The following is an 11,887-nucleotide window of genomic DNA, read 5'->3' as shown; positions in this document are numbered from 1 at the left end:
TTACTTGATTTCAGTGACGAAATGCTCGCGTGGGCGGCGCACTTTTTTGAGTGGTGCGAGCCAGTCTTGCTCAGCCAAGCGGTAGCCCAAAGGCATGATGGCCACGCTGCGCAAACCGCGTGCATGCAAGTTCAAAATTTCGTCCACGGCCTTGGGGTCAAAACCTTCCATTGGCGTAGCGTCCACTTCTTCAAACGCAGCGGAGATCAACGCTGCGCCCAAGCCAATGTAGGCTTGGCGAGCGGCGTGTTCAAAGTTCACATGTGCGTCACGCGCAGGGTAGTTGGCCAACAACATTTGGCGGTAGTTTTCCCAGCCTTCGTTGGTGCCGCCGCGCTGTGCGTTGGTCAGGTCAAACATCATGTTGATGCGATCAGCTGTGTAGGTGTCCCACGCAGCAAACACCAAGAGGTGAGAGCCTTCGGTGATTTGCGCTTGGTTGTGTGCGCTGGCTTGAATTTTGGCGCGCACGTCGGGGTTGGTGACCAAAAAAATTTCAAACGGCTGCAAGCCGCTCGATGTGGGGGCCAAGCGGGCCGCTTCGATGATGCGTTCCACTTTGTCTTGAGGCACGGACTTGGTGGCGTCCATTTTTTTGGCGGCGTAGCGCCATTGCAGTTTGTCGAGAAGAGTAGACATTGATTGAGTTCCTTTACGGGGCGTAAGGATAACCAAGCCTGTGATGCTTCGCTGGCTAGGGGGTATTGATAAGGGGGTGTTTTGTTGCTGCCCGTTTTAAAGGCAGTGCGTGGCAGGCCTGATGGAATCTAGGCTGTAGATGATATCCAAGCTGTTGTCCACAGCCTCATGCACAGAGGCGTGGGACAACTTTTGAATGATTACTTCGCCCAAGTGTCCTTGAGCCCCGTGATCTTGTTGAATACCAACTTGCCTTGCGTGTGGTCCACACGGTCGGTCACAAAGTAGCCGTGGCGTTCAAACTGAAAGTGCGCACCTGCGGGCACGTGGGCCAGTGATGGCTCCACATATGCGGTCACCACTTTCAGGCTATCGGGGTTGAGGGCGGCTAGGAAGTCTTTGCCGCCTGCGTCGGGTTGTGCGTCGGTGAACAAGCGGTCATACATGCGCACTTCAGCTTGCAGGCCGTCGTTCACGCCCACCCATGTGATGGCGGCGCTGGCCTTAACGGTGGCGCTGCCGGGTGTGCCGCTCTTGGTGTCGGGGATGACGGTGGCAAGCACCTCGGTGATCAAACCATTTGCATCTTTGGTGCAGCCTGTGCACTCGATGACGTAGCCGCCTTTGAGGCGCACCTTGTTGCCGGGGTAGAGGCGTTTGTAGCCTTTGGGCGGCACTTCGGCGAAGTCGTCACGCTCAATCCACACTTCTTTGCCAATTTTGAAATGGCGTGTGGGCACTTCAGCACCTTCCTCTGCGTGGGGCAGCGCAGGTTGTGTGCAGGGCTCTAGGTGGCCCGCGCCCATCACTTCGTCCCAGTTAGTGAGCACGAGTTTGACGGGGTCCAGCACGGCCATGGCGCGGTGTGCGGTGTTTTCTAGGCTTTCGCGCAAGCAGCCTTCGAGCGTGCTGTAGTCAATCCAGCTGTCGCTCTTGGTCACGCCAATGCGTTCGGCAAACAGTTGCAGGCTCTCGGGCGTGTAGCCACGGCGACGCAGGCCGACGATGGTGGGCATGCGGGGGTCGTCCCAGCCGCTGACCTTGCCTTCGTTCACCAGTTGCGCGAGTTTGCGTTTGCTGGTGATGACGTAGGTGAGGTTGAGGCGCGAGAACTCGTATTGTTTGGGCGCAGGGGTAGCCAGCAGGCCGCACTCGCACAAGCGATCCATCAGCCAGTCGTAGAACGGGCGTTGGTCTTCAAACTCCAGCGTACAAATGCTGTGTGTGATTTGCTCCAGCGCGTCTTCGATGGGGTGGGCAAAGGTGTACATCGGGTAGATGCACCATTTGTCGCCGGTGTTGTGGTGCGTTGCGCGGCGAATGCGGTAGATGGCGGGGTCGCGCAGGTTGATGTTGGGCGAGGCCATGTCAATCTTGGCGCGCAGCACCATCGAACCATCAGCGTGTTGGCCGTCGCGCATTTCGCGAAAGCGGGCCAAGTTTTCAGCAGGCGTGCGGCTGCGGAAAGGGCTGTTCACACCAGGCTTCGAAAAGTCGCCACGGTTGACGCGCATTTCTTCGGGCGTTTGTTCGTCCACGTAGGCGTGGCCGGCTTCAATCAAGGCCTCTGCTGCACGGTACATGAAGTCGAAGTAGTCGCTGGCTTGGTAAGCCGCGTCGTTGCCGGGTTGGCTCCAGCTAAAGCCCAGCCACTTCACCGCGTCGATGATGGAATTGACGTATTCCGTGTCTTCTTTTTCGGGGTTGGTGTCGTCAAAGCGCAGGTGGCACACGCCACCGTAGTCACGCGCCAAACCGAAGTTGATGCAAATGCTTTTGGCGTGACCCACATGCAAGTAGCCGTTGGGCTCGGGTGGAAAGCGGGTGCGAATTTTGGCGGGATCGGGCTCGCCCTTGGCATGGTGCGCTGCGTCCCCTGGGCTGCCCGCCCAGCGGCGGCTGGCGTAAGTGCCTTGGGCCAAATCGTTTTCGATGATTTGGCGCAAAAAGTTGCTGGGCTTGTGGTCTTGTTCTGTCGCGGGGTTGGCGGGTTTCGTCATGCCGTGATTTTAGGCGGCATGCGGGGCTGAATCAGAGCCAGCCGAGCCATTCATGCCAAATCAATTGCCCAAAATAGCGAGAGGGCAGCAGCGTGAAAGCGCCTGCTACCACGCAAGCGCCAATGTAGAGGCTTTGCATCGTTTTTCGATGGGCTACAAATTCTCGTCTGGCCAATGCACGAAAGGCAAAAAACAAGCTCATCAGAGTGACCGGAATGAGTACATGAATCGGCGTGTAGCCTGCGATGTTGGGCAAATTGAAGTCTCGGATGAAGAGGGCGCTGATGGCCGCCACCAACATCAGCGTGGTCCATGCATAGCCCAGTGCACGGTGCAGCCATGGCCGGACATGCTGGCCTAAGCGTGCCCACAGCACAACGGGGCCAATCGCAAATGCGGTGATCGCTGCGCTCATGTGGATGGCGATGACGGGCGTGAGTTGCATGTGTTTCGGATTTTAGGAGGCAAACACACAAGGGATAATTCAACCCATCTAAGGAGTTGTATGGATATCGTTTTATTGCTCAAAGCTGCAGCCATGGGTGTGGTCGAGGGTTTGACCGAGTTTTTGCCTATTTCATCGACAGGTCATCTGATCTTGGCTGGCGCTTTGCTGGGCATGGATGATGAAAAAGCCAAGGTGTTTGACATTGCCATTCAGACCGGCGCGATCTTTGCCGTGATCATTGTTTACTGGCAAAAGATTTTTAGCACCGTGGTGGCGTTGCCTACGCAAGTTGAGGCGCGTCGCTTTGCGTTGAACGTGTTCATCGCCTTTGTGCCAGCGGTGGTGCTGGGCTTGGTGTTTGGCAAGTTCATCAAAGCGCATTTGTTCACGCCCACCGTGGTGGCCAGCACCTTCATCTTGGGTGGCTTCATCATTCTGTGGGCTGAAGGCTGGGGCCGTGCCAAGCCTGAGGGCGAAGACGAGTCAGCGGTTGAGCCCGCGCGTATTGAAACTGTGGAAGCCATGTCGGCTACCGACGCTTTGAAAGTGGGCTTGGTGCAGTGCTTGGCCATGATTCCCGGCACGAGCCGCAGTGGCGCGACCATCATTGGTGGCATGTTGCTGGGCTTGTCGCGCAAAGCAGCCACTGACTTTTCGTTTTATTTGGCCATCCCGACGCTCATTGGTGCGGGGGCATATAGCCTTTACAAAGAACGCGAGTTGCTAAGCTTAGCTGATGCGCCTGTGTTTGCCGTGGGCTTGGTGTTCTCATTCATCAGCGCGTGGATTTGTGTGCGCTGGTTGCTGCGCTACATCGCCAGCCACAGCTTTGTGCCATTTGCTTGGTATCGCATTGTTTTTGGCATCGTGGTGCTCGCTACAGCGTGGACTGGCACAGTGACTTGGGCGGCGTAATCAGCCAATCAAATTCAGCAGTGCGGTTTCCACGGCCGCCGCTGCCACCAACGGATGCTCCATCGGAAACAGATGCGTGCCGTCAATCTTCATCACGCGGCCCTGCGTGACGCGACGGCTGAAATCTAAGCCTACTTGTTTCAACTCACGCGATTGCAAGCCGCCGATCAGGGCGGCTTTGCATTTGAGCGGGTGGCGCTTGAAGTAGGTTTCCAAATGGTCGGGCAGACCGTTGTAGATGGCGCTCTCGATATCGCGATCAAAGCTCAGCACGCGGCGTGTGCCGTGTGCGGTTTGTTCGTCGTGTGTGCCGTAGGTCACGTAGTCTTTCAGCACTTGTGGGTGCCACTTGGCAAAGGCTTTTTTGCGTTGGAAGTGTTCCAGCACTTCGGCTTCGTTGGCCCATGTGGTGCGACGTTTGCGGCTGATGGCAGCGGGTGAAAACACCTCAGCGCCTGGCACGCGCTTGACCGTTTTGAGCAGCTTGGCTTTCCAGCCACCCAACATGGGCGAATCGAGCAGCACTACACCGCGCACCAGCTCGGGGTGTTTTGCTGCCACCATCATGCTCAAGATGCCGCCTAGCGAATGGCCGACTAAAAAAACGGGGCCGTTGTGCGACGTCAATGGCTGGACGAAGTCGGTGAGTTGTTGCACCAAGTGAGGCCAGTTGTTGGTGACGGGATAGCGCGGGTCGTGGCCGAATTTTTCAACCGCCTCGACGCGAAAACCGCGTGCTCGTAGGGAGTCGAGCATGACGCGGTAAGTACTTGCTGAGAAGCTGTTGCCGTGCGAGAAAACAATCAAAGGCTGCTGAGACATGACAACAAGGATTACGACAGTTTTTTGAGTTGATACAGCAAGTCCAAGGCATCGCGTGGGGTGAGTTGATCCGGGTCAATCTCGGCGAGTTTGGCTTGCAGTGGGCTGGGGCCTGCGTCTTCTTGCAAAGGAGGTGGGGCAAACAAATCGACCTGCACTTTGGAGGCATCGGCCCCTGCTTCGAGCGAGGTGAGCGCATGGCGTGCGTGGTTGAGCACGGGCGTTGGCATACCGGCCAAACGTGCGACTTGAATCCCATAGCTGCGGCTGGCGGGGCCAGGCTGAATTTCGTGCAAGAACACGATGCTGCTGCCGTTCTCTGCCGCGCTCACATGCACGTTCACCGCACCCTTGTGTTTGGCGGGAAAGTCGGTGAGTTCAAAGTAATGCGTGGCAAACAACGTGAAGGCTTGGGTCTTGTCGTGCAAGTGCGTGGCAATGCCGCTGGCCAAGGCCAAGCCGTCAAAGGTGGAAGTGCCTCGGCCAATCTCGTCCATCAACACCAAGCTGTGAGGCGTGGCGGCGTGCAAGATTTGCGCGGCCTCGGTCATCTCGAGCATGAAGGTCGATTGCGCGTTGGCCAAATCGTCGGCCGCGCCGATGCGGGTGTGGATGGCGTCAATCGGGCCTAAGCGACATGCCGTGGCGGGCACATGGCTGCCGATGCTGGCCAGCAACACGATGATGGCCACTTGCCGCATGTAGGTCGATTTACCGCCCATGTTGGGGCCAGTGATGACTTGCATGCGGTGAGGGTGGCCCAAGTGCGTGTCGTTGGCAATGAAGGTTTTGGCCGCACCACCGTTGACCACGCCATGCGTTTCGGCCAAGCGGGCTTCTACCACGGGGTGGCGTCCTTGGCTAATCTCAATGCACGGGTTTTTGACAAACTCAGGCGCACACCAGCCCAGCGTGAGCGAGCGTTCGGCCAAGGCGCACAGTGCATCGAGCGTGGCTACAGCTTGCGCCAAGCGGGTGAGGGCTGGCACAAAGGGCTGCAAGGTGTCGAGCAGTTGTTCGTACAAAAACTTCTCGCGAGCCAAGGCGCGTTCTTGGGCACTCAGGGCTTTGTCTTCAAAGGCTTTGAGCTCGGGCGTGATGAAACGCTCGGCATTTTTGAGGGTTTGACGGCGCGTGTAGTCGGCGGGCACTTTGTCGATCTGGCCTTGCGTGACCTCGATGTAAAAGCCATGCACTTTGTTGAACTGCACACGCAAGTTGGCAATGCCGGTGCGCTCGCGTTCACGGGCTTCGAGTTCGAGCAAAAAACCGTCGCAGTTGTTTTGGATGTTGCGCAGCTCATCAAGCTCGGCATCAAAGCCGTGGCCAATGACGCCGCCATCGCGAACCAACACGGCGGGCTCGGGCAGCAAGGCGCGCTCAAGCAAAGCACCGCATTCTGGCGGTACGCCCATGTCTTGGGCTATTTGCGCTAAAAGCGTGGGCGGCAGACCGCTCTGCTGCGTGTCCCCCGCTCGCTGCGCGAGCTCCTCCTTGACCTCCGCAGAGCGACCTACCTCCCCCGCTTTTAGCGAGATAGGAATGAGTGGCTGAATGCGCAACGCCTTTTGCAGCGCTTGGCCCAATGACACCAACTCACGCGGACGCACTTGGCGCAACGACACGCGGGCGCTGATGCGCTGCACATCACCCGAGCCTTTGAGGGCGTCGCGCAAAACTTTGTAGCTTTGCGTGCGGTTGTCTTGCAGCGCTTCGATGGCGGCCAAGCGTTGCATGGCTTGGCTGCGGTCACGCTCAGGCGAGAGCAGCCAGTTTTTCAACTGGCGGCTGCCCATGCCCGTCATGCAGGTGTCTAGCAACGAGAAGAGTGTGGGCGAGTCTTCGCCGCGCAGGGTTTGCGTGAGCTCTAAGTTTCGTCGTGTGGTGAGGGGTAGGTCGATCAGTGCATCGTTGCGCGCCACGTACAGGCCATGTACATGTGTGAGGGTGCGGCCTTGTGTGTGTTCAGCGTAGGCCAGTAGCGCAGCGGCAGCGGCGTGGGCTTGCGGCACGTCTTGCGCGTTCCACGGTTGCAACGAGGCGGCTTGCAAATGCTCTTGCAGCTTGCGCGCACCCAAGGCCGCGTCAAATTGAAACGCGGGGCGCACTTGTACGGGCAAGCCCAACTGTGCACAAAAACCTTTGAGCTGTTGTTCAAAGCCAGGACTAACTTCTGCGCTGTACACCACTTCGTTGGGGGCGATGCGCGCAATCCAGTTGGGTAGTTCGTTGGTTTGGCATTCGGCCAAATGCACCACACCCTGGGTGACGCTGAGCCAAGCCAAGCCACAACCGGCGCGTTCGCTTTGATGAATGGCCAGCACATAGGCTTCGGTTTTGTCACTCAGCAACGCGCTGTCGGTGAGTGTGCCAGGCGTGACCACGCGCACCACCTTGCGCTCGACTGGCCCTTTGCTGGTGGCCACATCGCCCACTTGTTCGCAAATGGCGACCGATTCGCCGAGCTTGATGAGGCGGGCCAAATACGTTTCGACCGAGTGAAACGGCACACCCGCCATGACCACCGGCTCGCCGTTGGACTGGCCGCGTTGCGTGAGCGTGATGTCGAGCAAGCGCACCGCTTTTTCGGCATCGGCAAAGAACAACTCGTAAAAGTCGCCCATGCGATAAAACAGCAGTGTGTCTGGGTACTCGGCCTTGAGGCCTAAGTACTGCTGCATCATGGGGGTGTGCCCAGATAAATCGCGCATTGCCGTGCTCACCAAAAAGAGTGTGCCTTGGTGTGGTTACAGCGGTGCGTCGGGTGTTTGACGCGAGAGGCTCAAGGTTTTAGCCGCTGTACCGGCAGCACGCTTGTCGTCTGCACCTGCAAACTTGGAGTACTTGGTGGTGAGTGGCACCAATTGCGCATAAATGCGGGGTGGTGCGGCCAAGCACTCTTCGTGCTCCAGATAAGGGCCTTCGCCTGTGAAGTTACTCACCAAGCCACCGGCTTCGGTGATCAGCAAGGCGCCTGCGGCCATGTCCCAAGGCTTCAAGCCGAGTTCAAAGAAACCATCGCTAAAGCCTGCGGCCACATAGGCCAAGTCGAGTGCCGCAGCACCAGGGCGGCGCAGGCCAGCGGTGCGTTGCATCACATCGCCCATCAGGCTCAGGTATTTGTTGAAGTCGTCACCGGGACGGAACGGAAAGCCCGTGGCCAGCAAACACTCTTCCAAGCGGGTGCGTTTGCTCACGCGGATGCGGCGGTCGTTCATGAACGCACCACGGCCTTTGGTGGCGGTGAACAAGTCGTTGCGGGTGGGGTCGTAAATGACGGCTTGCTCTAAGCGGCCTTGTACTTGCAAAGCAATGCTCACGCAGTAATAGGGGAAGCCGTGGATGAAATTGGTTGTGCCATCCAATGGATCGATGATCCAAATGTGGTCAGCGTTGGGGTTGCCGTGCATGGTGCCTGACTCTTCGGCCAAGATGCCGTGGTCAGGGTAGGCGGTGAGGAGGGTTTCGATGATGACGCGTTCGCTGTTTTGGTCAACTTCAGTCACAAAGTCGTTCACTTGCTTTTGCGAGATGCGAACCGCTTCCACGTCGAGCGCGGCGCGGTTGATGATGGCGCCTGCGGCGCGGGCGGCCTTGATGGCCACGTTGAGCATAGGATGGGTAGTGGACGACATAAATTGTGTGAAAGAGCTGACGCCAAAACTGGCAAAGAAAGCGCCCGAGCGATGCGGGCGGCGACAATGGGACAGATTTTACGCGCTTAGACTGACAAAACGCCCATGAAAACCCGCTTCATACTTTTAAATACCAGCCACGCCGGCAATGTGGGCGCAGCCGCCCGCGCCATGAAGGTCATGGGGTTTAGCGATTTGGTCCTGGTCGCGCCCCGCTGGGCGAACGTGTTGCGCCGTGATGAAACCATTCAGCGGGCCAGCGGCGCCTTGGATGTGCTGGCCAATGCTCGCGTGGTGGAGACCTTAGACGAGGCCATTGAAGGGCTGCATCACCTGTGCGCCACCGCCATGACGCCGCGTGACTTTGGCCCACCCACGTTGGAGCCGCGTCCACACTTTGCGGCTTTGGCGGCTGAACATCGCGAGAACGCCGACTTTGGTGTTGGCTTTTTGTTTGGCTCCGAACGCTTTGGCATGCGTAACGAAGATGTGTACCGCTGCCACACCTGCCTGCGCATACCCACCAACCCCCAGTTTGGCTCGCTCAACTTAGGCGCGGCGGTGCAGGTGTTGGCGTATGACTGGCGCGAAGCACTGGGCGGACTGGCCACGATGTTGCCCGATGCAGCCGGTGCTTTGACGCACATGGCTGTAGAGCCAGAACCCGCACCCTTGGCCGATGCCCAACAACTCGCAGGCTTGCTCGACCACTGGCAGCAATCTTTGACAGACATTGGTTTCTTGGACCCAGAAGCACCCAAGAAACTCATGCCACGTTTGAACCAGTTGTTCAACCGCGCACAGGTGACGCAAGAAGAAATTCACATCTTGCGCGGCATTGCCAAAACCATGTCGCAAGTGGCTAAAACCACAACCGAGAAAAGCAAGGGTTGAGGCAACGATAATCACGCCACTATGTTTTCACGCCTACGCTCTGACGTTCAATGCATTTTGGACCGCGACCCCGCTGCACGCAGCTGGTGGGAAGTGCTCACCTGCTATCCCGGTTTGCATGCGGTGTTGCTGCACCGCTTGGCGCACGGCTGCTGGAACATTGGCCTGAAGTGGTTGGGCCGCTTTATTTCGCACATCTCGCGCTGGTTCACCGGCATTGAAATTCACCCCGCTGCCAAGATTGGCGACCGCGTTTTCTTCGACCATGCCATGGGCGTGGTGGTGGGCGAGACGGCCGAGATTGGCGACGGCTGCACGATTTACCAAGGCGTGACCTTGGGCGGGACATCGCTGTACAAAGGTGAAAAACGCCACCCCACCTTGGGCAAAGATGTGGTGATTGGTGCAGGTGCCAAAGTGTTGGGTGGTTTCACTGTGGGCGACGGTGCCAAAGTAGGCAGCAATGCTGTGGTGACCAAGCCCGTGCCTGCAGGTGCGACGGCGGTGGGAAACCCTGCACGCATCATTCAAGCAGAGACCGATGCCAAACGTGAAGAGGCTGCATCCAAGATGGGTTTCTCAGCCTACGGCGTGACTCAAAACGACGACCCTGTGAGTCAAGCCATGCGTGGCTTGATTGACAACGCGGCTTCGCAAGAGCACCAAATTGCATTGCTCTGGAAAGCGATTGAACAACTGTCAACGGGCCAGGCCAAACCCGATTGCGTGCCGACCGATGCCGCTCGCCATGAGCACTTCGAGGCATCACGAATTAACCAACTACTGGATTGATGATGCGTTTTTTGAATGTGTACCCCAAGCGTTTGATTGCAACGCTGAACGCGGATGGTGTGTTTGAAGGGCAAATCGTTTTCGATTTAGAGCAGTACGGGTTGGTCACGAACGACATTGTGTGTGGTGTGACAGTGTGCGAAGACGCAGTCATGGCAGGGCAGTGGAAGATCATTGTGAAGCCGATGCTCAATGTGGATATGCCTCACTTCGACAAGTTTGTGGACACCCTCAACCACTATGTGTTTGAAGTATTGCAGTACATGCCTAGCCGAAGTGCTTCAGGAAAAGAGCTGCCCTTGGTGAAAATATTTTTCACAGGGATGTACTTCGACATGTCAGGTGATGAGCCGGTCGTGCAAAAGATTGGTGTGAGCGCTGATAAATAAAAAAGCCCGCTGATTCAGCGGGCTTTTTTGTGTGGGCATCACGTTACACACGCTTTGACTTCAGCGCGGTTTTGGGTCGCCAGCCTTTGCAAAACTCATCACGCGTTTCCATGTAAGGGCCGCCGATCAAGTCGATGCAATAGGGCACTGCCGCGAATACGCCGTCCACAATTTGCTTGCCCTCGGCATCTTTCAGTCCGCCCAGAGTTTCTTGGATGGATTTGGGTTGGCCTGGCAGATTGATGATCAGTGTCTCATTGCGAATCACCGCAACTTGGCGCGACAAGATAGCGGTGGGCACAAACTTCAAACTCACTTGGCGCATTTGTTCGCCAAAGCCTGGCATTTCTTTGTGAGCCACAGCCAGTGTGGCTTCGGGTGTCACGTCGCGCTTGGCGGGGCCTGTACCGCCGGTGGTCAACACCAAATTACAACCTGCATCAACCAGCTCAATGAGTGCTTGGCTGATGGTGGCTTGCTCGTCAGGAATCAGGCGCTCAACGTATTCAATCGGGTTGTACAAGGCTTGGCCTAACCAATCACGCAAGGCGGGTAGGCCTTTGTCTTCATACGTGCCGCTGGATGCGCGGTCGCTGATGGACACGATGCCCACCTTGATGGTGTCACAACGGGCATCGGGGGTGGGCAAGGTGGTGTCAGTCATGGCTTGTAGCTTTCTTCGTCTTCTTCTGGCGTGTGCAATGCGTCTTCTACCAAGTTGAGCTGTTCTTTGATGAGTTGAAAAATCTCACGGTACGAACGGCTTTGACGTGGCAGCAAGCCTTTGGCAATGTCGGCCTTGGTGGTGACATCGTCTTTGCGGGCTTGGCGTACCAATGCACGCAGCTGTTGGCTGTCGGTGCTGGGGTATTCGTTCATCCATTCTTGTAAGGCCGTGTCTTCGGCCATCAGGCGGTCACGCCAGCTTTCAGCCAAGTGCAGTGCCAAGGTGTCTTTGGTGCTGCCCATGCGTTGCTCGTTCAAGGCGTCTTTGACCGCCTCAATCGATTCGTCGCTGAGTTTGCGCATAAGCTTGCCCACGTACTGCATTTGACGGCGCTTGCCTTCAAAGTTGGTGATGCGACGGGCTTCGGCCAGTGCTTCGCGCAGCAGGTCGGTCATATGGCCTTGGGCATGCAGGCGCTCGGTGAGGTCATTGCGCAGCGTGAGCAGCTCAACGCCTAACTCTTGACGGCCATCGCTGTCTTTTTTGCGGTCAGTCCGGGTTTTACCCTCTGTGCCTCTGAGTTCGGCTTTGAGTTCGAGGTCGAGTTCGCTGCCTTCGGCCACGAACATGCCTTTGACAAAGTAGCCTTTTTTGGGTTTGCGTGACATAAATGAGGAGCTTGAAAT

12 protein-coding genes are annotated in these 11,887 nt (G+C 57.2%); 4 read left to right on the top strand and 8 right to left on the bottom strand.

The features are described from left to right. The 3 genes from QMG27_RS08800 to QMG27_RS08790 form a co-directional block, all read right to left on the bottom strand. Nucleotides 1–639: an NAD(P)H-dependent oxidoreductase gene (locus QMG27_RS08800; RefSeq protein ID WP_281810680.1), complete on the bottom strand. Its 639-nt coding sequence runs from the start codon at nt 637–639 to the stop codon at nt 1–3. Between the two features lie 200 nt (nt 640–839). Next, nucleotides 840–2,639: a glutamine--tRNA ligase/YqeY domain fusion protein gene (locus QMG27_RS08795; RefSeq protein WP_281810679.1), complete on the bottom strand. Its 1,800-nt coding sequence runs from the start codon at nt 2,637–2,639 to the stop codon at nt 840–842. Nucleotides 2,640–2,670: 31 nt separating this feature from the next. Continuing rightward, complete coding sequence (locus QMG27_RS08790; protein WP_281810678.1) at nt 2,671–3,084, bottom strand: DUF2306 domain-containing protein; 414 nt, start codon at nt 3,082–3,084, stop codon at nt 2,671–2,673. 60 nt (nt 3,085–3,144) lie between these two features. On the opposite strand from QMG27_RS08790, the gene QMG27_RS08785 reads away from it, so the two are divergent. Continuing rightward, the gene (locus QMG27_RS08785; RefSeq protein WP_281810677.1) at nt 3,145–4,002 is read left to right on the top strand and encodes an undecaprenyl-diphosphate phosphatase; all 858 of its coding nucleotides are present in this window, start codon (nt 3,145–3,147) and stop codon (nt 4,000–4,002) included. Here the strand turns inward: QMG27_RS08785 and QMG27_RS08780 are convergent, their stop codons facing one another. Genes QMG27_RS08780 through QMG27_RS08770 form a run of 3 tightly spaced genes read right to left on the bottom strand, consistent with a single transcriptional unit; the run spans nt 4,003 to nt 8,459 of the window. Beyond that, nucleotides 4,003–4,824, bottom strand: coding sequence for an alpha/beta hydrolase (locus tag QMG27_RS08780; RefSeq protein ID WP_281810676.1), 822 nt, complete (start codon nt 4,822–4,824; stop codon nt 4,003–4,005). 11 nt (nt 4,825–4,835) lie between these two features. After that, entirely contained in the window at nt 4,836–7,535 is a 2,700-nt protein-coding gene (gene mutS, locus QMG27_RS08775) for a DNA mismatch repair protein MutS (RefSeq protein WP_281810675.1), read from the bottom strand. A 36-nt stretch (nt 7,536–7,571) separates the two neighbouring features. Then, on the bottom strand, nt 7,572–8,459 hold the full coding sequence (locus QMG27_RS08770) for an inositol monophosphatase family protein (RefSeq protein WP_281810674.1): 888 nt from the start codon (nt 8,457–8,459) through the stop codon (nt 7,572–7,574). A gap of 105 nt (nt 8,460–8,564) precedes the next feature. On the opposite strand from QMG27_RS08770, the gene QMG27_RS08765 reads away from it, so the two are divergent. From QMG27_RS08765 to QMG27_RS08755, 3 genes are read left to right on the top strand one after another with little or no spacing between them, the layout of a single operon-like run. Further along, complete coding sequence (locus tag QMG27_RS08765) at nt 8,565–9,353, top strand: RNA methyltransferase (RefSeq protein WP_281810673.1); 789 nt, start codon at nt 8,565–8,567, stop codon at nt 9,351–9,353. A 21-nt stretch (nt 9,354–9,374) separates the two neighbouring features. Next, nucleotides 9,375–10,145 (top strand): serine O-acetyltransferase, encoded by a 771-nt coding sequence (cysE, locus tag QMG27_RS08760; RefSeq protein ID WP_281810672.1) that lies wholly within the window; start codon nt 9,375–9,377, stop codon nt 10,143–10,145. Next, the gene (locus QMG27_RS08755) at nt 10,145–10,534 is read left to right on the top strand and encodes a hypothetical protein (protein ID WP_281810671.1); all 390 of its coding nucleotides are present in this window, start codon (nt 10,145–10,147) and stop codon (nt 10,532–10,534) included. Before cysE ends, QMG27_RS08755 begins: the two co-directional genes overlap by 1 nt. Before the next feature lie 43 nt (nt 10,535–10,577). Here QMG27_RS08755 and mog read toward each other — a convergent pair whose 3' ends face one another. Both mog and yjgA read right to left on the bottom strand, forming a co-directional pair. After that, a complete protein-coding gene (mog, locus tag QMG27_RS08750; protein ID WP_281810670.1) occupies nt 10,578–11,198 on the bottom strand; it encodes a molybdopterin adenylyltransferase in 621 nt (206 codons plus the stop codon). Beyond that, the gene (gene yjgA, locus QMG27_RS08745) at nt 11,195–11,869 is read right to left on the bottom strand and encodes a ribosome biogenesis factor YjgA (RefSeq protein WP_281810669.1); all 675 of its coding nucleotides are present in this window, start codon (nt 11,867–11,869) and stop codon (nt 11,195–11,197) included. The genes mog and yjgA overlap by 4 nt, the downstream gene beginning before the upstream one ends. Between the last annotated feature and the right edge of the window lie 18 nt (nt 11,870–11,887).

Origin of the sequence: Limnohabitans sp. MORI2 (assembly GCF_027925025.1) — a bacterium.
GTDB lineage: Bacteria > Pseudomonadota > Gammaproteobacteria > Burkholderiales > Burkholderiaceae_C > Limnohabitans.
This window is presented reverse-complemented; position numbering and strand designations above follow the sequence as displayed.

Bases quoted from the DNA above. Each gene is read 5' to 3' on its own strand.
- mog (WP_281810670.1), bottom strand. From the start codon at position 11,198: ATGACTGACACCACCTTGCCCACCCCCGATGCCCGTTGTGACACCATC.
- QMG27_RS08780 (WP_281810676.1), bottom strand. From the start codon at position 4,824: ATGTCTCAGCAGCCTTTGATTGTTTTCTCGCACGGCAACAGCTTCTCA.
- QMG27_RS08765 (WP_281810673.1), top strand. From the start codon at position 8,565: ATGAAAACCCGCTTCATACTTTTAAATACCAGCCACGCCGGCAATGTG.
- mutS (WP_281810675.1), bottom strand. From the start codon at position 7,535: ATGCGCGATTTATCTGGGCACACCCCCATGATGCAGCAGTACTTAGGC.
- QMG27_RS08790 (WP_281810678.1), bottom strand. From the start codon at position 3,084: ATGCAACTCACGCCCGTCATCGCCATCCACATGAGCGCAGCGATCACC.
- QMG27_RS08795 (WP_281810679.1), bottom strand. From the start codon at position 2,639: ATGACGAAACCCGCCAACCCCGCGACAGAACAAGACCACAAGCCCAGC.
- yjgA (WP_281810669.1), bottom strand. From the start codon at position 11,869: ATGTCACGCAAACCCAAAAAAGGCTACTTTGTCAAAGGCATGTTCGTG.
- QMG27_RS08800 (WP_281810680.1), bottom strand. From the start codon at position 639: ATGTCTACTCTTCTCGACAAACTGCAATGGCGCTACGCCGCCAAAAAA.
- QMG27_RS08770 (WP_281810674.1), bottom strand. From the start codon at position 8,459: ATGTCGTCCACTACCCATCCTATGCTCAACGTGGCCATCAAGGCCGCC.
- cysE (WP_281810672.1), top strand. From the start codon at position 9,375: ATGTTTTCACGCCTACGCTCTGACGTTCAATGCATTTTGGACCGCGAC.
- QMG27_RS08755 (WP_281810671.1), top strand. From the start codon at position 10,145: ATGATGCGTTTTTTGAATGTGTACCCCAAGCGTTTGATTGCAACGCTG.
- QMG27_RS08785 (WP_281810677.1), top strand. From the start codon at position 3,145: ATGGATATCGTTTTATTGCTCAAAGCTGCAGCCATGGGTGTGGTCGAG.